The following is an 18,112-nucleotide window of genomic DNA, read 5'->3' on the forward strand; positions in this document are numbered from 1 at the left end:
TGGGAGGGGGCGACGCGCGGGAAGGGCCGTCTCACGTTCGCCATCGGCGTAGTGGCGAGTGGGGTAACTGCCTGGCCTGCGGGAACATCGTCTCGCACCATCGGGTTGGAGCAGATGTCGGCGTTCGGGGTCAGGAGGCCATCGACGGTGTCGGCAGTTGGAATGAGCGGTCCCCGCTTGCGGGACTAAGCTGCGGAAGGACAGGGAGGGGAAGTTCCCCCCACTGCCTGACCGCTCTGAGGAGCGATTAACGATGTTCGAGAGGTTCACCGACCGCGCGCGGCGGGTTGTCGTCCTGGCTCAGGAAGAAGCCCGGATGCTCAACCACAACTACATCGGCACCGAGCACATCCTCCTGGGTCTCATCCACGAGGGCGAAGGTGTCGCCGCTAAGGCCCTGGAGAGCCTCGGCATTTCGCTTGAGGCGGTCCGCCAGCAGGTGGAGGAGATCATCGGTCAGGGCCAGCAGGCCCCGTCCGGCCACATCCCCTTCACCCCCCGTGCCAAGAAGGTCCTGGAGCTGTCGCTCCGCGAGGCCCTTCAGCTGGGCCACAACTACATCGGCACGGAGCACATCCTGCTCGGCCTGATCCGCGAGGGCGAGGGCGTCGCCGCCCAGGTCCTGGTCAAGCTGGGCGCAGACCTCAACCGGGTGCGGCAGCAGGTGATCCAGCTGCTCTCCGGTTACCAGGGCAAGGAGACCGCCGCCGCGGGCGGCCCGGCCGAGGGCACGCCTTCGACCTCCCTCGTCCTGGACCAGTTCGGCCGGAACCTCACCCAGGCCGCTCGTGAGTCCAAGCTCGACCCGGTCATCGGGCGCGAGAAGGAGATCGAGCGGGTCATGCAGGTGCTGTCCCGCCGCACCAAGAACAACCCGGTGCTGATCGGTGAGCCCGGCGTCGGCAAGACCGCCGTCGTCGAGGGCCTCGCCCAGGCCATCGTCAAGGGCGAGGTGCCCGAGACCCTCAAGGACAAGCACCTCTACACCCTCGACCTCGGCGCGCTGGTCGCCGGCTCCCGCTACCGCGGTGACTTCGAGGAGCGCCTGAAGAAGGTGCTCAAGGAGATCCGCACCCGCGGCGACATCATCCTGTTCATCGACGAGCTGCACACGCTGGTCGGTGCGGGTGCCGCCGAGGGCGCCATCGACGCCGCCTCCATCCTGAAGCCGATGCTGGCCCGTGGTGAGCTCCAGACCATCGGTGCGACCACCCTGGACGAGTACCGCAAGCACCTGGAGAAGGACGCGGCCCTCGAGCGCCGCTTCCAGCCCATCCAGGTCGCGGAGCCGTCCCTGCCGCACACGATCGAGATCCTCAAGGGTCTGCGCGACCGGTACGAGGCGCACCACCGCGTGTCCATCACGGACGAGGCGCTGGTCCAGGCCGCCACGCTGGCCGACCGCTACATCTCGGACCGCTTCCTGCCCGACAAGGCGATCGACCTGATCGACGAGGCCGGTTCCCGGATGCGCATCCGCCGGATGACCGCGCCGCCGGACCTGCGCGAGTTCGACGAGAAGATCGCCGCCGTCCGCCGGGACAAGGAGTCCGCGATCGACTCGCAGGACTTCGAGAAGGCCGCCTCCCTGCGCGACAAGGAGAAGCAGCTCCTGGCCGCCAAGGCCAAGCGGGAGAAGGAGTGGAAGGCCGGCGACATGGACGTCGTCGCCGAGGTCGACGGCGAGCTGATCGCCGAGGTCCTCGCCACGGCCACCGGCATCCCGGTCTTCAAGCTGACCGAGGAGGAGTCCAGCCGCCTGCTCCGCATGGAGGACGAGCTCCACAAGCGGGTCATCGGCCAGGTCGACGCCGTCAAGGCGCTGTCGAAGGCGATCCGCCGTACGCGTGCCGGTCTGAAGGACCCGAAGCGCCCCGGTGGTTCGTTCATCTTCGCCGGCCCGTCCGGTGTCGGTAAGACCGAGCTGTCCAAGGCGCTCGCCGAGTTCCTCTTCGGCGACGAGGACGCGCTGATCTCCCTCGACATGTCGGAGTTCAGCGAGAAGCACACGGTCTCGCGTCTCTTCGGTTCGCCCCCCGGTTACGTGGGCTACGAGGAGGGCGGCCAGCTGACCGAGAAGGTCCGCCGCAAGCCGTTCTCCGTCGTCCTCTTCGACGAGGTCGAGAAGGCGCACCCGGACATCTTCAACTCGCTGCTGCAGATCCTGGAGGACGGTCGTCTGACCGACTCCCAGGGCCGGGTCGTGGACTTCAAGAACACGGTCATCATCATGACGACCAACCTCGGCACCCGGGACATCTCCAAGGGCTTCAACCTGGGCTTCGCGGCCACGGGTGACACGAAGACCAACTACGAGCGCATGAAGAACAAGGTCCAGGACGAGCTCAAGCAGCACTTCCGGCCCGAGTTCCTCAACCGCGTCGACGACGTGGTCGTCTTCCCGCAGCTGACGCAGGAGGACATCCTGCGGATCGTCGACCTGATGATCAGCAAGGTGGACGAGCGCCTGAAGGACCGGGACATGGGCATCGAGCTCTCCCAGTCCGCCAAGGAGCTGCTGTCCAAGAAGGGTTACGACCCGGTGCTGGGCGCGCGTCCGCTGCGCCGCACGATCCAGCGCGAGGTCGAGGACACGCTCTCGGAGAAGATCCTCTTCGGCGAGCTGCGTCCCGGTCACATCGTGGTCGTGGACACCGAGGGCGAGGGCGAAGCCGCCACCTTCACCTTCCGGGGTGAGGAGAAGTCGGCGCTGCCGGACGTCCCGCCGATCGAGCAGGCGGCCGGCGGTGCCGGGCCGAACCTGAGCAAGGACGCGTAAGCGTCACGGCCGAAAGGGGCCGGTGCCTTCGGGCACCGGCCCCTTTCGCGTGCCCGGGAGTCCCCGGTTACGACAACTGGCCGTCGTAGTCGGGCAGTTTGTACGTCTTCTCGGCGTGGCCGCCCGACAGGTCGGTGGCGCTGTTGCCGATGTTCGCGATGATCGTGTAGCCCTTGCGCTCGATGTCCGTGCGCTGGGCCGTCTTGTACGCGGCGACGTCCTTGAAGAGGTCGAGGAAGCCGCGGACGTAGAGCCCGGAGACGTTGTAGCCGTCGTACTTCAGGTTCCACTCGGTGGGGTCTTCGATGATGCCCGGGCGGGCGGTGACGAAGAACAGCGAGACGCCGTGCGCCTGGGCGTACTTGGCGACGTCCAGCACCGGCTTGTTGGCCGGCTGCGGGAAGTGGAAGCCGAAGTCGGTCTCCAGCGTGGTGTTGTCGATGTCGAAGACGATCGCCTGCTTCTCGCCGGGCCCGGCGGCGGCGATGCGGTCCTTGAGGTAGGGCAGCGCCTGGTCCATGACGGCCTGGCAGTCCTTCTGCCAGGTCGCGTGGTCGACCTTGGCGGCGGACGCGGACGCGGACGCGCCGGCCGAGGCGGAGGCGGTGCCGTCGGTGCCCGCGGCCGTACCTGCGGCCTCGGCGGGGACCGCCAGCGCGGCCAGTGCGGCCACGGAGACGGCGGTGACGGATATGCGGCGCGCCCAGGGGCGTCTGGTCATCGGTGGGGGTCCTCTCACGTCCGTACGCTGCACGGCCTGAACGGGTGGTGTCAGGTGCATGATCTTTGGTGAGGGTGGCGCGAGGGGAACCGTAGGGTTACCGAAGGGTAGGTTGCTAGAGGTCTGCGTCACATTTATTCGGCCGGGGATTCCGGGGGCCGGTGACATGCCGCACAGGCGATATGTCCGGTACTAGCCCCGATAGTGGGAATTTCCGCCTAGACAAATAGGGCATAAACCTCCTGAACCTCTCGAAAAGGCGACGTCGGAGCTATTGCTCATGAGGCGGGGGGACTGTCGGGCCTGTCAAGAAGTGCCCGATATCCGGCTCGTGTACTAAATGACGCCGTACTCGGGGGGTTTGAGCGGGGTTGGGGAGTCGGGTTACCAATGAATCGCCCCACCGGCGAACGTCTCTGCGCCGGGCGGTCGTTCTGTCCCCGAATCCACGAGGTTTCGCATGTTCCAGCGCTTCACGTCCCGCACCACCCGTACGTCCTCCCTCCGCAACCGCGTGGCCGTCCTGGCCGCCGGAGCCGGCGTCACGGCCGTGCTGGGTGCCGGGGTCGCGAGCGCCGCGACGCCGTCCGCCGCTTCCTGGGTGGACCCGGTGAAGCAGTACACGCTGTCCGCCACCTTCATGCAGGACGGCAGCCACTGGGCGCACAAGCACAGCGGTCAGGACTTCGCCGTGCCGACCGGCACCGAGGTTCTCGCCGCGCACGGCGGCACCGTCGTCAAGGCCGGCCCCAACGGCGCCGGTGACGGCCCGGCGTACGGCAACGCCATCGTCATCAAGCACGGCAACGGCACCTACTCGCAGTACGCGCACCTGTCCCGGATCGACGTCAAGGTCGGCCAGGTCGTCAAGACCGGTCAGCACATCGCCCTCTCGGGCAGCACCGGCAACTCGACCGGCCCGCACCTGCACTTCGAGATCCGTACGACCCCGAACTACGGCTCCGCGATCAACCCGGTCGTCTTCCTGAAGGCCCAGGGCGTCAAGGTCTGAGCTAGTCCCTCCGGTGGGCGTGTTCGTGCGCCTGCGCGATGAGGCCCAGGGCGACTTCGAGAACAGCCTCGCGCTTCTTCTCGGGGTCGCCTTCGAGGTCCTGCATCACGAACATCCCCGCGTGCAGCGTGAACATCGCGCTGACGGACCGCACCTGGTCCACGAGTTCGGCCTCGGGGTCTATGAGGATGTCCCGCAGACCGCGCATCCGGTCCTTGAACGCGTCGCCGATGCGCAGTTCCCTGACGGTCGCCTGGTTCTCCTGCATGAAGCGGAACAACGGCTCGGCGCCGCTCAGGGCCTCGCCGTAGCGGCGCACCAGCTCCTGCTTCGTCTCCAGGGTGTGCGGCTGGCTGCGACCCCACTCGATCAGGTCCTCGATCGGCTTCGTCAGATCCTCGAAGAGGCTGACGATGATCTCTTCCTTCGTCTTGAAGTGGTAGTACAGGGCCGCCTTCGTGACGTCGAGGCGCTCGGCGATCTCCCGCAGGGAGGTCTTCTCGTAGCCCTGCTCGGCGAAGAGTTCGAGCGCGACGTCCTGGATGCGCTGGCGGGTGTTTCCGCGGCGCTGCTGCTTGGTGCCGTCCATGGTGACGCCCATCCTCGTACTCCTCGCGCTGCCGCGGAAACTTACTTGACGCCCGGCTAGTTACGAGCTTACCTTCTCCAGTGTAATGAACTAGCCGGGCGGCAAGTAAGTAGCAGTCGTCAGGGGGAGTGGGAGAGATGGCGGACACGCAAGCGGCCGTGGCGGGCCAGACGCAGCCGGAGAAGCCGGAGAAGCAGCCGAAGAGCGTCCGGGTGGTCCTGCTCGCGCTCATGATCGCGATGATGCTCGCGATGCTCGACAACATGATCGTGGGTACGGCCATGCCGACGATCGTGGGCGAGCTGGGCGGCCTGGAGCACCTGTCCTGGGTGGTCACCGGGTACACCCTGGCCACCGCGGCCTCGACCCCCATCTGGGGCAAGGTCGGCGACATGTACGGGCGCAAGGGCGCCTTCCTCAGCTCGATCGTGATCTTCCTGATCGGCTCCGCGCTGAGCGGCATGGCGCAGGACATGGGCCAGCTCATCGGTTTCCGTGCCGTTCAGGGGCTCGGCGCCGGCGGTCTCATGGTCGGCGTCATGGCGATCATCGGTGACCTCATACCGCCGCGGGAGCGCGGCAAGTACCAGGGCATGATGGCCGGCGTGATGGCGCTGGCGATGATCGGCGGCCCGCTGGTCGGCGGCACGATCACCGACAACTGGGGCTGGCGCTGGGCCTTCTACATCAACCTGCCACTCGGCGCCGTGGCGCTGGCGCTGGTCACCGCCGTGCTGCACCTGCCGAGGAAGCGGGCCAAGGCGGGCATCGACTACCTCGGCGTCGTGCTGCTCACCGTCGGCATCACCTCCATCGTGCTGGTCACCACGTGGGGCGGCACGGAGTACGCCTGGACGTCCGCGCGGATCATGGAACTGATCGGCATCGGGGTCGCCACGCTGGTCGGGTTCGTCTTCTGGCAGACCCGCGCCTCCGAGCCGGTGCTGCCGCTGCACATCTTCCGCAGCCGCAACTTCACCCTCATGTCGGTCATCGGCTTCATCACCGGCTTCGTGATGTTCGGCGCCACCCTCTACCTGCCGCTCTACCAGCAGTCGGTGCAGGGCGCCTCGGCCACCAACTCGGGCCTGCTGCTCCTGCCGATGCTCGGCGCGATGCTCGTGACCTCCATGGTCGCGGGCCGGGTCACCACCAACAGCGGCCGCTACAAGGCCTTCCCGATCGTCGGCGGCGCGCTGATGATCACCGGTCTCTACCTGCTGTCGCTGATGGACACCGGGACCACCCGGCTGACCTCCGGCATCTACATGGCCGTGCTGGGCGCGGGCATGGGCTGCCTGATGCAGATCACCATGCTGGTGGCGCAGAACAGCGTGCAGATGAAGGACATGGGCGTGGCCTCCTCGTCCACCACCCTGTTCCGTACGCTCGGCTCCTCGTTCGGCGTGGCCATCATGGGCGCCCTGTTCAACCACAAGGTCCAGGACGTCATGGCCGCCCGGGCCGGCGCGCTGGGCAAGCAGATGACCGAGAAGTCCGCCGCGCTGGACGCCAAGCACATCAACATGCTGCCCGCCCCCATCCGGGAGGCGTACCAGCACGCGGTGTCGGCCGGCACGCACTCGGCGTTCCTGCTGGGCGCGGTGATCGCGGTGGTCGTGCTGGTCGCGGCCCTGTTCGTCAAGGAGGTGCCGCTCAAGGGCGGCCCGCAGAAGCCCGCGGAAGGCGCCGACGCGGTACCGGCTCCGGTGATCGAAGCCGTCTGAGCCACCCCTGACCGAAGGCCCCCGGCTGGTGTCCGCCCCGGGGGCCTTCGCCGTGCCCGGACCGCTGTCAGTGCCCCGTGCCGCGGTACTCGCTGACCGAGCGCAGCGAGGAGCTCGACTTCTCCAAGGACTTCGGCTGACCGCCCGGCGGGAGGGGGCCGGCGTGGCTGAGCGGGCGGCGGAGGCGGCGGACCGCCCGGCCGCCCCCGGCGCACACCCCGCGCGCCGGAGCCGTCAGGCGGTGCCGCCGGACAACGGCAGCATCGGGTGGCTGCCCGTGTCGGTCGGGGCGTGTTCCGGGAGCCAGAGGACGGCGACCGCGCCCTCGGCCGGGACGTGGCCGGGGAGGCCGGCGGGCCGCACGTTGCGGAAGGTCAGGCGGGCGCCCAGCACCCGGGCCTGACCGGCCGCGATGGTCAGGCCGAGGCCGTGGCCCTGCCCGGCGCGGTCCATGCTCCCGGTGCGGAAGCGGCTCGGGCCCTCGTCGAGCAGTTCCTCGGGGAAGCCGGGGCCGTGGTCGCGGACCCGGATGACCCGGCCCTCGACGGTGACCTCGATCGGCGGCCGGCCGTGCCGGGCGGCGTTCGCGAGCAGGTTGAACAGCACCCGTTCGAGCCGCCGCGGGTCGGTGGTGACCGCCGACTCGTGCACCACGCGTACGGCCACGTCCGGGTCCTTGGCGGCCACGCGCCGGGACACGAACTCGCCCAGCATGATGTCCTGCAGCTCGGCCCGCTCGGAGGCGCTGTCCAGCCGGGCCACCTCCAGCACGTCCTCGACGAGGGTGCGCATAGCCTTCGCCCGGTCCAGGACCAGTTCCGTCGGACGGCCGGGCGGCAGCAGTTCGGCGGCCGTGAGCAGGCCCGTCACCGGCGTGCGCAGCTCGTGCGCGATGTCCGCGGTGACCCGCCGCTCGGCCTCCAGGCGCAGGCGCAGCGCGTCCGCCATGGCGTCGACCGCGCGGGCGAGGTCGTCGGTCTCGTCCCGCACCACCCCGCCGATGGCCTCCCGGACCCGTACGTCGGTCTCGCCCTTGGCCACCTGGCCGGCGGCGGCGGCCGCCTTGCGCAGCCGCCGCGACAGCTGCCCGCCGATCAGCACGCCGAGCGCGCTGCCGCCGAACACGACCGCGATGGACCCGATGACCAGGGCCTGGTCGAGGTCCTTCATCACGTCCGTGGAGCGGTCGGGGAAGTGGGTGTGCAGGGACAGCACATGGCCGTCCTTGACCGGTACGGCCGCCCAGATGTCCGGCGGCCCCCCGCCGTGGTCCGAGACGTCGCTGGCCCGGCGGCCCTCCTCGACCTTCTCGCGCAGGGCGTCCGGCAGCTCCGGATCGTCGATCTTGATGTCCGGGAAGTTCGTCCGCTTGTACCGCTCGTAGTTGCCCTGCGCGATCTGCACCCGGGCGTTCGCCAGGTCGCGCGCGTTGTCCAGCATCGAGACCCGGGCCGCGTTGTGCACGACCAGGCTCAGCGCGATCGCCACGAGCCCGGCGACCAGCGCGATCGCCGCGCTGAGCTTCCATCGGAGCCCGGTGCGCAGGCCGGCCCGCTCCATGTGCCGGACCGGGTGCCGAATGATCCCCCGCATGCCGCTCCGCTCAGGCCTTCAACTTGTAGCCGAAACCGCGGACCGTCTCGATCCGGTCCTGGCCGATCTTCTGCCGCAGCCGCTGCACGTGGACGTCGACGACCCGGGTGTCGCCGCCCCAGCCGTAGTCCCACACCCGCTCCAGCAGCTTGTCGCGGGAGAGCACGGTGCCGGGCGCGCCGGAGAACTCCAGCAGCAGCCGCATCTCGGTCGGGGTGAGCGCCACCGGCTGCCCGGCCCGGCGCACCTCCATGCCCTCGGTGTCGATCTCCAGGTCGCCGAAGGCCAGCGTGCCGCCGGTCAGCTGCGCGGCGGGCTCCTCCGGGTGCGCGGCACCGCCGGCGTGGCCGAAGCGGCGCAGCACGGCGCGGATCCGGGCGACCAGCACGGCACCGTCGAACGGCTTGGTGACGTAGTCGTCGGCGCCCGCCTCCAGGCCGAGGACGACGTCGATGGAGTCGGCACGCGCCGACAGCATGATCACCGGCACGGTCGACTCGTCCCGGATGCGCCGGCACAGGCTGACCCCGTCCAGGCCCGGGACCATCACGTCCAGCAGGGCGATGTCCGGCCGGTCCGCCCGGAACGCCTCCAGCCCCGAGAGGCCGTCGGGCATGGCCGTCACCGCGAAGCCGTCCCGCTCCAGGGCGAGCTGCGTGGCCTCGCGGATGACGTCGTCGTCCTCGACGAACAGGACATGGGTCTGGTCTGCCATCCCGCGCTCTCAGTCCTCGGTGATGTGTCGGTCAGTTGCCCGGCGTGGGCGTCGCATCCCCGCCGACGGAGTTGCTGTAGAACCTGTGGACGCCCTTGCCCTGCACGAACCGCCCCGCCGTCCACCGGTAGGGCGTCACGTCCTCGCCGGACGGGCTGGAGATGGGGTCGCCCTTCCGGTAGAACTGCTTGGTCACCGACAGGACGCCGTCCTCGATCTCCGCGTAGACCGGGGACTCCTCGCTCTTGAAGACATTCTTGTACGCGCCGTCGTCGTCCCGGTAGACGTACGAGCCGATGCCGACCGCGTCGGCACAGGTCAGCACGTTGACGACGACGTCGTCCACGGAGCCGCCGGTCAGCGCGCCGTAGGAGACGTCGACGGGGTAGTCGTCGCCGCTGCACGGCTTCAGCTCACGCTTGACGGCGGCCGAGACCGCCGGGTCGTGCTTGACCAGCGCCACGGCGTCCACCCGCCGGTAGGAGCCGGAGGGACTCGGCGCCGGTGAGGCGCCGGACCCGGCCACGGCGGAGGCGTGCGCCGGGCCCTCGTCCCGGGCGCCCGTGCCGCCGGTGCCGCAGGCGGCGACGAAAAGGGCGATGGCGGTGAGCGTGGCCACCGCCGCGATCACCGCCTGAGTACTGCCTCGGGCCTCGCTGGGCCCGGCCCCGGTCAGGCCGCGCAACGCTCCCGCTCCTCACGCTCCAGCGCGCGTGCGTCCAGATCGCGGGCCTCCAGCTCCTCACGGAGCCGGGCGAGCGCCCGGTGCAGCGTGCTCTTGACCGTACCGGCCGACATGCCGAGGGCCGCGGCCGTCTCCTCAGTGGACATCTGCTCCCAGTGTCGCAGCACCACGACACTGCGCTGCTTGGGTGCGAGCACCTTCATGATGTCCATCAGCAGGGCCCGGTCGGCGTGCTGCTCGGTGGAGTCCTCCACGGACGCGTCCGGCAGCTGCTCGGTCGGAACCTCCTCCAGCTTGCGGGCGCGCCACCACTCGGTGCGCGTGTTGATCATGACACGGCGCAGGTAGGCGTCGGCGAGCCGCTTGTCGGCGATGCCCTCCCAGCGGCCGTACGTGCGCACGAGCGCGGTCTGGAGCAGGTCCTGGGCGTCGATCGGGTCCGGCACCAGCCGGCGGGCGCTGCGCAGCAGCGCGTCCTGCCGGGTCCGCACGTACTCCTCGAACTCGAGCACCTCGCCCTGCGCCATGATCAACCGCCTCCGCTCCCCGTGTACTCCGGCTCGTGCCCGGAGTCCCGCTCTTCCCGCTGTCCCGTGGTCTGCCGGGTACGGGAAAGAACCTACGGAGCGGTTGTCACGGGGCTGTGCGGAGCAGCCTTCGGCTAGCAATCGGCTGTCCGTCGGTTGTGTAACGGAAGTAGGCGAGGGGTAAAGAGCGCGGGTCTTATGTCCTTTATGCGGTGCTTTGTTGGGTGTGGTGGTTCGTAACGAACCCCTCGCCGCGCCGACTTGTCCGTACGTCAGCTCCGCCAGGTTCGTCAGGCGCTCCCGACCGTCAGGTCAGGGGCAGCCGGTACAGGCCGCCGGGCAGCGGCTCCACCAGACCGTCCGTGACGAGCCCGTCGAGCGCGCGGGCGCGCTGCACCGGCTCGTGCCACACCCGGTCCAACGCCGCCTGCGGCACCGGCACGTGCGCCTCCCGCAGCACGGCCAGCAGCTTGCCGCGCACCTGCCGGTCCGTGCCGGCGTACGTCTGCCCGCGGCGCGGCGGCCCCTCGTGCTCCGGCTTGCCCGCCAGCCGCCAGGCGCACTGCGGGGCGATCGGGCAGCGCTGGCAGCCCTCGTTCTTCGCCGTGCACACCAGGGCGCCCAGCTCCATGGAGGCGGCGGCCCACCGGGCGGCCGTCCCCTCGTCCTCCGGCAGCAGGTCGCGGGCCAGCCGGCGCTCGGCCGCGGTGGTGGCGTTCGGCGGGTACTGCACACCCGTCACCGCCCGCGCCAGGACCCGGCGCACATTGGTGTCCAGCACCGGGTGCCGCTGACCGTACGCGAAGGAGGCCACCGCGGCCGCCGTGTACTCGCCGATGCCGGGCAGCGCCAGCAGCTGGGCGTGGTCCGTCGGCACGTCGCCGCCGTGCCGCTCCGTTATGGCCACCGCCGCGCCGTGCAGCCGCAGGGCGCGGCGCGGGTAGCCGAGCCGGCCCCAGGCGCGCACCGCCTCGCCGGGCGCCTCCTCGGCGAGGTCGGCGGGGCGCGGCCAGCGGCTCAGCCACTGCTCGTAGACGGGCTGGACGCGGCTCACGGGGGTCTGCTGGAGCATGAACTCGCTGACCATCACACCCCAGGGGCCCGCCTCCGGGCGGCGCCAGGGGAGGTCGCGGGCGTGTGCGTCGAACCAGGAGATCACGGGGGTGTGGAGCTTCTCAGTCATGGCCCTTCCGATCCTGCCACGGCTCGGGCGGGCGTGGTCGGCGTCGGCGCGATTGCGGAGCGTCGCATCGGGTCGCGCTGTGTGAAGAGCCTCTTTCCTCAGGACAGTTGCCGGAATGATGATCCGGAAAAGTTGCGTCCCGGGCGGCGGGTGGCGCCAGCAAGGGCGCTGATCTCTCGTACAGTTTGGGCCGTGGGATCTCTGCGCAATCCGGTCGGGCCGCTTCCCTCCTCCATCTACTGGCGACGGAGGGCCGTACTGCTGTCCATGTTGGCGCTGTTGGCCCTGGTGATCGTCTGGATCGTGGTGTCCGGCGGCGGGGGCGGCAACAAGAACGCCGACGGCTCCAACGGCAAGGGTCCCGTGTCCACGATTACGCCGGGGCCCACCCCGTCCGGGTCGGCGATCAGTCAACACCCGGGCGGCCGCGACGAGTCGGGCGGGGGCGACGGCTCCGGCGGCGACGGTTCCGGTGGCAGCGGCTCCGGGTCGGACGGCGGTTCGGGCTCGGACGGCAAGGGCTCCTCCGGCTCCTCCGGTTCGGCGGGCGGCTCGGGTTCGGGTACGGGCGGCGGTCCCGTCGTCGCGGCCGACGCGCTGCCTGCCTCCTCCGCGCTGCCCGACTGCACCGCCGGGGCGGTCACGTTGAGCCTGCGCAGCCTGCACAACTCGTACTCGCCGGACCAGACGCCGACGTTCGAACTGACCGCGAAGAACACCTCGTCCACCGACTGCAAGGTCGATCTCGGGCCCGAGAAGGCGGTGTTGACCATCACGCCGGCGGACGGCGGTGACGACTACTGGTCCTCGGCCGACTGCCCGAAGGGTGCCGTCAGCCTGGTGTTCCGGGTGTCCGCCGGGCAGAGCATCACGTACGCCGTGAAGTGGGACCGCAAGCCGAGCGCCGCGCACTGCGCGACTCCCCCGGCCGGGTCGGCGAAGCCGGGGACGTACCTGCTGGAAGCGAAGACGCCGGGCTTCGCCAAGGCCCAGGCCTCGTTCGTACTGGCGGAGGACTAGCCGGGCGGCGGTTCCCGCCGGAGCGCGGGAGACCCCGCCCCGGCCGGCCGCTGCCGCGTGTCAGACGTAGCGCTCCAGGATGGAGGACTCGGCCAGGCGGGACAGGCCCTCGCGCACGCTCCGCGCCCGGGCCTCGCCGACGCCGTCGACGGCCTGGAGGTCGTCCACACTGGCGGCGAGCAGCTTCTGCAGACCGCCGAAGTGCTCCACCAGCCGGTCGATGATGGCGCCCGGCAGCCGCGGCACCTTCGCCAGCAGCCGGAAGCCGCGCGGGGAGACCGCCGAGTCCAGGGTCTCGGGAGAGCCCGTGTACCCCAGTGCCCGTGCCACCGTGCCCATTTCGAGCAGTTCCGCGTGGCTGAGGGCGTCCAGCTCGAACAGCGCCTCCTCGACCGTGCGGGAGCGCTTCGCGGTGGGCTCGGGCACGTAGTCCCGGACGACCAGCTCGCGGTCGGGCTCCACCCCGGCGATCAGCTCCTCCAGCTGGAGGGCCAGCAGACGGCCGTCGGTGCCCAGTTCGACCACGTACTCGGCGATCTCGGTGGCGATGCGCCGGACCATCTCCAGGCGCTGCGCCACCGCGGAGACGTCCCGGACCGTCACCAGGTCCTCGATCTCCAGCGCCGACAGCGTGCCCGCGACCTCGTCCAGCCGGAGCTTGTACCGCTCCAGGGTGGCCAGCGCCTGGTTCGCGCGGGACAGGATCGCCGCCGAGTCCTCCAGCACCCGGCGCTGCCCGTCGACGTACAGCGCGATCAGCCGCATGGACTGGGAGACGGAGACCACCGGGAAGCCGACCTGCTTGGAGACCCGGTCCGCCGTACGGTGCCGGGTGCCGGTCTCCTCCGTCGGGATCGTGGGGTCCGGGACCAGCTGCACGCCGGCCCGCAGGATCTTCGACAGGTCGGAGGAGAGCACGATGCCGCCGTCCAGCTTGCACAGCTCCCGCAGCCGCGTCGCCGCGAACTCCACGTCCAGGACGAAGCCGCCCGTGCACATGGCCTCGACGGTCTTGTCGGAACCGAGGACGATCAGCCCGCCGGTGTTGCCGCGCAGGACCCGCTCCAGGCCGTCACGCAGGGGCGTGCCGGGCGCCACGGCGCTCAGCGAGGCGCGCATCAGGCGATCGGAGCCGGCACTCCCACCGGATTTTCCGGGAGCTGCTGCCCGGTCGTTGGCTGCCACTGCACTCCTCCGGTCGCAGGTTCTGGGCGCTGCCGTCGTGCGCACTCGGTTCGTACGGACGGGCGAGACCTGGGCAAAGTCTACCGGCGCTCCTCCGCCTCCCGTGGGGCCTCTCGGCGACGGGAGCGCGGCAGCACCCGCAGCGCGTCCCCCATGTCGGCGACTTCCAGCACCTTCATACCGGCCGGGACCTTGCCCGGATCGCCCGGTACCAGCGCGTGCGTGAAGCCGAGCCGGTGCGCCTCGGCGAGCCTGCGCTGCACGCCCGTGACCCGTCTCACCTCGCCGGCCAGGCCCACCTCGCCGATCGCGACGAGGTTCTTGGGCAGCGGGGTGTCACTGGCGGCCGAGGCGAGGGCGAGGGCGATCGCCAGGTCGGCGGCCGGTTCGGACAGCTTCACGCCGCCCACCGTCGCGGAGTAGATGTCCCGCTTGCCGAGCGCGCTGATCCTTCCGCGCTGCTCCAGCACCGCCAGCATCATCGACACCCGGGAGGTCTCCAGGCCGGAGGTGGTCCGGCGCGGGGAGGGGATCTGGGAGTCCACGGTGAGCGCCTGCACCTCGGCCACCAGCGGGCGGCGGCCCTCCAGGGTGACCGTCAGGCAGGTGCCGGGCACCGGCTCGTCACGCCGGGTCAGGAACAGGCCGCTGGGGTCCGCCAGGCCCGTGATGCCCTCGTCGTGCAGCTCGAAGCAGCCGACCTCGTCCGTGGCGCCGTAGCGGTTCTTCACGCCGCGCACCAGGCGCAGCCGCGCGTGCCGGTCGCCCTCGAAGTGCAGCACGACGTCCACCAGGTGCTCCAGCAGCCGGGGGCCCGCGATCGCGCCGTCCTTGGTGACGTGGCCCACCAGGAGCGTCGACATCCCGCGGTCCTTGGAGGCGCGGATCAGCGCGCCCGCCACCTCGCGGACCTGGGCCATGCCGCCCGGCGCGCCGTCGATCTCCGGTGAGGCCACCGTCTGCACCGAGTCGAGGATCAGCAGGGACGGCTTCACCGCGTCCAAGTGCCCGAGGACCGCCGCGAGATCCGTCTCGGCGGCCAGGTACAGGTGGTCGTCCAGGGCGTGGATGCGGTCGGCGCGCAGCCGGACCTGGCTCGCCGACTCCTCGCCGGTCACGTAGAGGGTCGGGTGCTCCTCGCTCGCCGCCTTGGCCGCCACGTCCAGCAGCAGGGTGGACTTGCCGACCCCGGGCTCGCCCGCGAGCAGCACGACCGCGCCGGGGACCAGGCCGCCGCCGAGCACCCGGTCCAGCTCCGGCACGCCGGTGGAGCGGGCGGTGGCCTGCCGGCCGTCGACCTGCCCGATGGGCAGCGCGGAGGAGGTGACCCGGCCCGGTGCCGTCGTGCGGACCGCGGGCGCGCCGTACTCCTCGACCGTGCCCCAGGCCTGGCACTCGGGGCAGCGGCCGAGCCACTTGGCCGTCTGCCAGCCGCACTCGGTGCAGCGGTAGGACGGTCGGTCCTTGGTGGTCTTGGTACGGGCAGCCATGCGGAAACCGTAGCCCGGAGCACTGACAGAGCCCGCCCGGGGCGCCTGTGGGTGGTCCGGTACCGGCCACGATTCACGGAGATCGCGCCACGGAATGAAAGGTTCCTGTCCCCTTATGAGGGATCGTTTCACCCGTACGGATTAAAAGTGCTCAAGGTGCCAGAAGGGACACTCCGCCGCCGCCTACGGTCGCACAGGTGATGAGCAGCAGTTCTCGGACCACGACCCGCACCACCGGCGCACACCGGGCGCACCGGGAGGCGCGCGACCGCGCCGCCGCGCGCACGATCGCCCAGCGGCCGCCGGCGCGCTACGAGCCGTACCTGGACGGACTGTTCACCTACTGTCTGTCGGTGCTGTGCGACCACGACGCGGCCACCACCGCCCTCGGCGACGTCCTGGCACTGGCCGAGCGGCGCGGGCAGCGCGTCCCGCAGGCCGCCGACGACCGCAGGGCCTGGCTGTACGCGCTGGCCCGCTGGGCTTGCCTGCGCGGGCTCGCCGAGGCCAAGCAGAAACGTCAGGCCACCCACGCGGCCGGCCGCACCGCGGCCGCGAAGCAGGCGCCCGAGCCGTCCGTCTCCGCCGAGGTCGAGGAGCAGCGGCGGCGCGAACTGGCCCTGCTCGCCTGGCCGGAGGCGGCGGGCACCACCCCCGAGCAGCGCGAGGCGCTGGAGCTGGCCGTCCGCCACCACCTGGCCGCCCACGAGGTCGCCGCCGTCCTCGGCATGGAGCCCGCCGCCGCGCGCGAGCTGCTGTCCGCCGCCGCCTGCGAGGTCGAGCGCACCCGCGCCGCGCTCGCCGTGGTCGAGACCGGCGGCTGCCCGAGCGTGGCCCATCTCACCGGGGACAGCCGGCTGGTCCTCAGCACCGCCCTGCGCCGCGAGCTGGTCCGGCACGTCGACGACTGCCCGCGCTGCCGCCGTACCGCCGAACGCGCGGTGCCCGGCCGCTGGCCCGGAGCCACGGTCACCCCGGCCGAGCTGCCCGTCCTGGAGGCGCCGCGCGCCGCCCTGCACGTCGCCCTCGCGCACCACCCCCGCGCGCGAGGCGCGGCCGCGCCCCGCTTCGACCGGCGCGGCTTCCCGATGGACCCCAAGGACCACGCCGCCCGGCGGGACCGCCTGCGCGCGCGTGCCGTCACCACCACGGTCGTCGCCACGGTCGTCGCGGCCCCCGTGATCGCCCTGTGGGCCGCCTACCGGTCCACGCCGGCCGGTGACGAGGACGGCCGCTCGGCCACCGCGCGCGAGGCCCAGGGCCCCGACGCGCTCGGCGGCGACACCGCGGGCGGCTACGAGAACGCGGGCAACGCCAGCGTGAAGCCCGGCGGCCCGGGCAGGTCCGGCGGCCCGGACGTCTCCGTCGAGGTCGTCAGCGTCAACGGGGGAGACCACAAGGGCGCCGGCCGGCTCACGGTCGGTGCGAGCAACAACGGCGACACCACGCTGATCACCCTCACCGCGTCCGGTCCGGGACCGGTCCGCTGGTCCGCGTCCACCTCGGCGGCCTGGCTCTACCTCAGCCAGTCCGCGGGAACCCTCGACCCCGGCGACACGCTGACGATCAAGGTGTACGTCGACCACCTGCGCGAGCCGTCCGGCCACTGGCACGCCCAGGTGGCGATCTCGCCGGCCGGCGCCGTCGTCACGATCGACGGCTACGGCACCGCCCCGCGCGGCCCCTCGGCCCCGCCGTCGACGTCCGGCCCAGGCCCCGGCCCGACGTCCGCGCCCTCGACCCCGTCCGACCCGCCGACCAGCCAGTCCCCGTCCCCGAGCGACCCGGGCTCCAGCCCCAGCCCCACGGAGTCCGCCCCGTCCGACCCGCCGAGCTCCTCGCCGCCGCCCGCCGACGACGGCAGCCCGAGCCCCTCGGACGGACAGTGACGCACGAGGGACGACGACGGGCCCCGGGGGCCGTCGCGGGACGACAGGCCCCAGAGCCCGCTGAGGGGCGACAACCCCCCGGGCCCGCCGCGGAACCTGCCCTAGTCGCCCGGTACCGGGTCCGCCGGGTGCGGTGCCACCAGCGGGAGCTGGGAGGCCAGCCGCTGCTCGCACAGCTCGACCAGCCGGTCGTAGCCCGCCTTGCCCATCAGCTCGGTCAGCTCGGGCCGGTAGGAGACGTACACCGGCTCGCCCGCGCCGTGCGCCGAGGTCGCCGACGTGCACCACCAGTGCAGGTCGTGGCCGCCCGGGCCCCAGCCCCGCCGGTCGTACTCGCCGATCGACACCTGCAGCACGCGCGTGTCGTCCGGCCGGTCGATCCAGTCGTAGGTCCGCCGGATCGGCAGCTGCCAGCACACGTCGGGCTTGGTCTCCAGCGGCTCCCGGCCCTCCTTCAGGGCCAGGATGTGCAGCGAGCAGCCCGCGCCGCCCGCGAAGCCGGGGCGGTTCTGGAAGACGCACGAGCCCTGGAAGGGCCGGGTCTGCCGGGACCCCTCCTCGTCCTCGGACACCCAGCCGTTGCGGGTGCCCTCGGCGTGGTTCTGCCAGATCTCCGGCGTGAGCCTGGCGACGTGCTCGGCGACGCGCTTCTCGTCGTCCTCGTCGGAGAAGTGGGCGCCCAGCGAGCAGCACCCGTCGGCCGCACGGCCCGGCTGGATGCCCTGGCAGCCGCTGCCGAAGATGCAGTTCCAGCGAGAGGTCAGCCATGTCAGATCGCAGCGGAAGACCTGCTCGTCGTCCGCCGGATCGGGGAACTCCACCCACGCGCGCGCGAAGTCGAGCCCCTGTTCGTCGCTCGCCTTCGGCGCCTTGGCGGACGGGGCGTTGCGGCCCGCCTTGTCCGTCTTGTCCGCCTTCACAGCTTTCCCGGAGTTCGCCTTTTTCGTCTTTGGCACGCGTCCAGGGTAAGTGGCCGGAGCCCGCAGCGGGGACCGGG

At 71.4% G+C, this 18,112-nt stretch carries 15 protein-coding genes; 5 read left to right on the top strand and 10 right to left on the bottom strand.

The genetic code is table 11. From position 1 onward, the window contains the following. The first annotated feature begins 253 nt into the window (after positions 1–253). Positions 254–2,779, top strand: coding sequence for an ATP-dependent Clp protease ATP-binding subunit (locus tag PV343_RS14110; RefSeq protein ID WP_319147220.1), 2,526 nt, complete (start codon positions 254–256; stop codon positions 2,777–2,779). 67 nt (positions 2,780–2,846) lie between these two features. On the opposite strand, the gene PV343_RS14115 is transcribed toward PV343_RS14110, so the two are convergent. Further along, positions 2,847–3,500 (bottom strand): HAD family acid phosphatase, encoded by a 654-nt coding sequence (locus tag PV343_RS14115; RefSeq protein WP_319147221.1) that lies wholly within the window; start codon positions 3,498–3,500, stop codon positions 2,847–2,849. A gap of 460 nt (positions 3,501–3,960) precedes the next feature. On the opposite strand from PV343_RS14115, the gene PV343_RS14120 reads away from it, so the two are divergent. Continuing rightward, complete coding sequence (locus PV343_RS14120) at positions 3,961–4,512, top strand: M23 family metallopeptidase (RefSeq protein WP_319147222.1); 552 nt, start codon at positions 3,961–3,963, stop codon at positions 4,510–4,512. A gap of 1 nt (position 4,513) precedes the next feature. On the opposite strand, the gene PV343_RS14125 is transcribed toward PV343_RS14120, so the two are convergent. Continuing rightward, a complete protein-coding gene (locus PV343_RS14125) occupies positions 4,514–5,113 on the bottom strand; it encodes a TetR/AcrR family transcriptional regulator (protein ID WP_319147223.1) in 600 nt (199 codons plus the stop codon). 125 nt (positions 5,114–5,238) lie between these two features. Between PV343_RS14125 and PV343_RS14130 the strand changes: the two genes are divergently transcribed. Further along, positions 5,239–6,828, top strand: coding sequence for an MDR family MFS transporter (locus PV343_RS14130; RefSeq protein ID WP_319147224.1), 1,590 nt, complete (start codon positions 5,239–5,241; stop codon positions 6,826–6,828). 234 nt (positions 6,829–7,062) lie between these two features. Here the strand turns inward: PV343_RS14130 and cseC are convergent, their stop codons facing one another. From cseC to PV343_RS14155, 5 genes are all read right to left on the bottom strand, one after another. After that, positions 7,063–8,421: a two-component system sensor histidine kinase CseC gene (gene cseC, locus PV343_RS14135; protein WP_319147225.1), complete on the bottom strand. Its 1,359-nt coding sequence runs from the start codon at positions 8,419–8,421 to the stop codon at positions 7,063–7,065. A gap of 10 nt (positions 8,422–8,431) precedes the next feature. Then, positions 8,432–9,136 (bottom strand): two-component system response regulator CseB, encoded by a 705-nt coding sequence (cseB, locus tag PV343_RS14140; protein ID WP_319147226.1) that lies wholly within the window; start codon positions 9,134–9,136, stop codon positions 8,432–8,434. A gap of 31 nt (positions 9,137–9,167) precedes the next feature. After that, a complete protein-coding gene (locus PV343_RS14145; protein ID WP_319147227.1) occupies positions 9,168–9,821 on the bottom strand; it encodes a hypothetical protein in 654 nt (217 codons plus the stop codon). After that, on the bottom strand, positions 9,809–10,348 hold the full coding sequence (locus tag PV343_RS14150; protein ID WP_319147228.1) for a SigE family RNA polymerase sigma factor: 540 nt from the start codon (positions 10,346–10,348) through the stop codon (positions 9,809–9,811). The genes PV343_RS14145 and PV343_RS14150 overlap by 13 nt, the downstream gene beginning before the upstream one ends. A gap of 307 nt (positions 10,349–10,655) precedes the next feature. Continuing rightward, positions 10,656–11,531, bottom strand: coding sequence for an A/G-specific adenine glycosylase (locus PV343_RS14155; RefSeq protein ID WP_020941445.1), 876 nt, complete (start codon positions 11,529–11,531; stop codon positions 10,656–10,658). A 192-nt stretch (positions 11,532–11,723) separates the two neighbouring features. Between PV343_RS14155 and PV343_RS14160 the strand changes: the two genes are divergently transcribed. Next, on the top strand, positions 11,724–12,551 hold the full coding sequence (locus PV343_RS14160; RefSeq protein ID WP_319147229.1) for a hypothetical protein: 828 nt from the start codon (positions 11,724–11,726) through the stop codon (positions 12,549–12,551). Between the two features lie 60 nt (positions 12,552–12,611). Here PV343_RS14160 and disA read toward each other — a convergent pair whose 3' ends face one another. Both disA and radA read right to left on the bottom strand, forming a co-directional pair. After that, positions 12,612–13,736 (bottom strand): DNA integrity scanning diadenylate cyclase DisA, encoded by a 1,125-nt coding sequence (gene disA, locus PV343_RS14165; protein ID WP_133924555.1) that lies wholly within the window; start codon positions 13,734–13,736, stop codon positions 12,612–12,614. Between the two features lie 80 nt (positions 13,737–13,816). Beyond that, positions 13,817–15,226, bottom strand: a complete 1,410-nt coding sequence (gene radA, locus PV343_RS14170) for a DNA repair protein RadA (protein WP_319147230.1) — start codon at positions 15,224–15,226, stop codon at positions 13,817–13,819. A 197-nt stretch (positions 15,227–15,423) separates the two neighbouring features. Here radA and PV343_RS14175 point away from each other — a divergent pair, with 197 nt between their 5' ends. Further along, on the top strand, positions 15,424–17,115 hold the full coding sequence (locus tag PV343_RS14175; protein ID WP_319147231.1) for a BACON domain-containing protein: 1,692 nt from the start codon (positions 15,424–15,426) through the stop codon (positions 17,113–17,115). Positions 17,116–17,216: 101 nt separating this feature from the next. Here the strand turns inward: PV343_RS14175 and PV343_RS14180 are convergent, their stop codons facing one another. After that, positions 17,217–18,071: a hypothetical protein gene (locus PV343_RS14180; protein ID WP_319147232.1), complete on the bottom strand. Its 855-nt coding sequence runs from the start codon at positions 18,069–18,071 to the stop codon at positions 17,217–17,219. Positions 18,072–18,112 lie beyond the last annotated feature (41 nt).

Origin of the sequence: Streptomyces sp. WI03-4A, from assembly GCF_033792105.1 — a bacterium.
GTDB classification, from domain to species: domain Bacteria; phylum Actinomycetota; class Actinomycetes; order Streptomycetales; family Streptomycetaceae; genus Streptomyces; species Streptomyces collinus_A.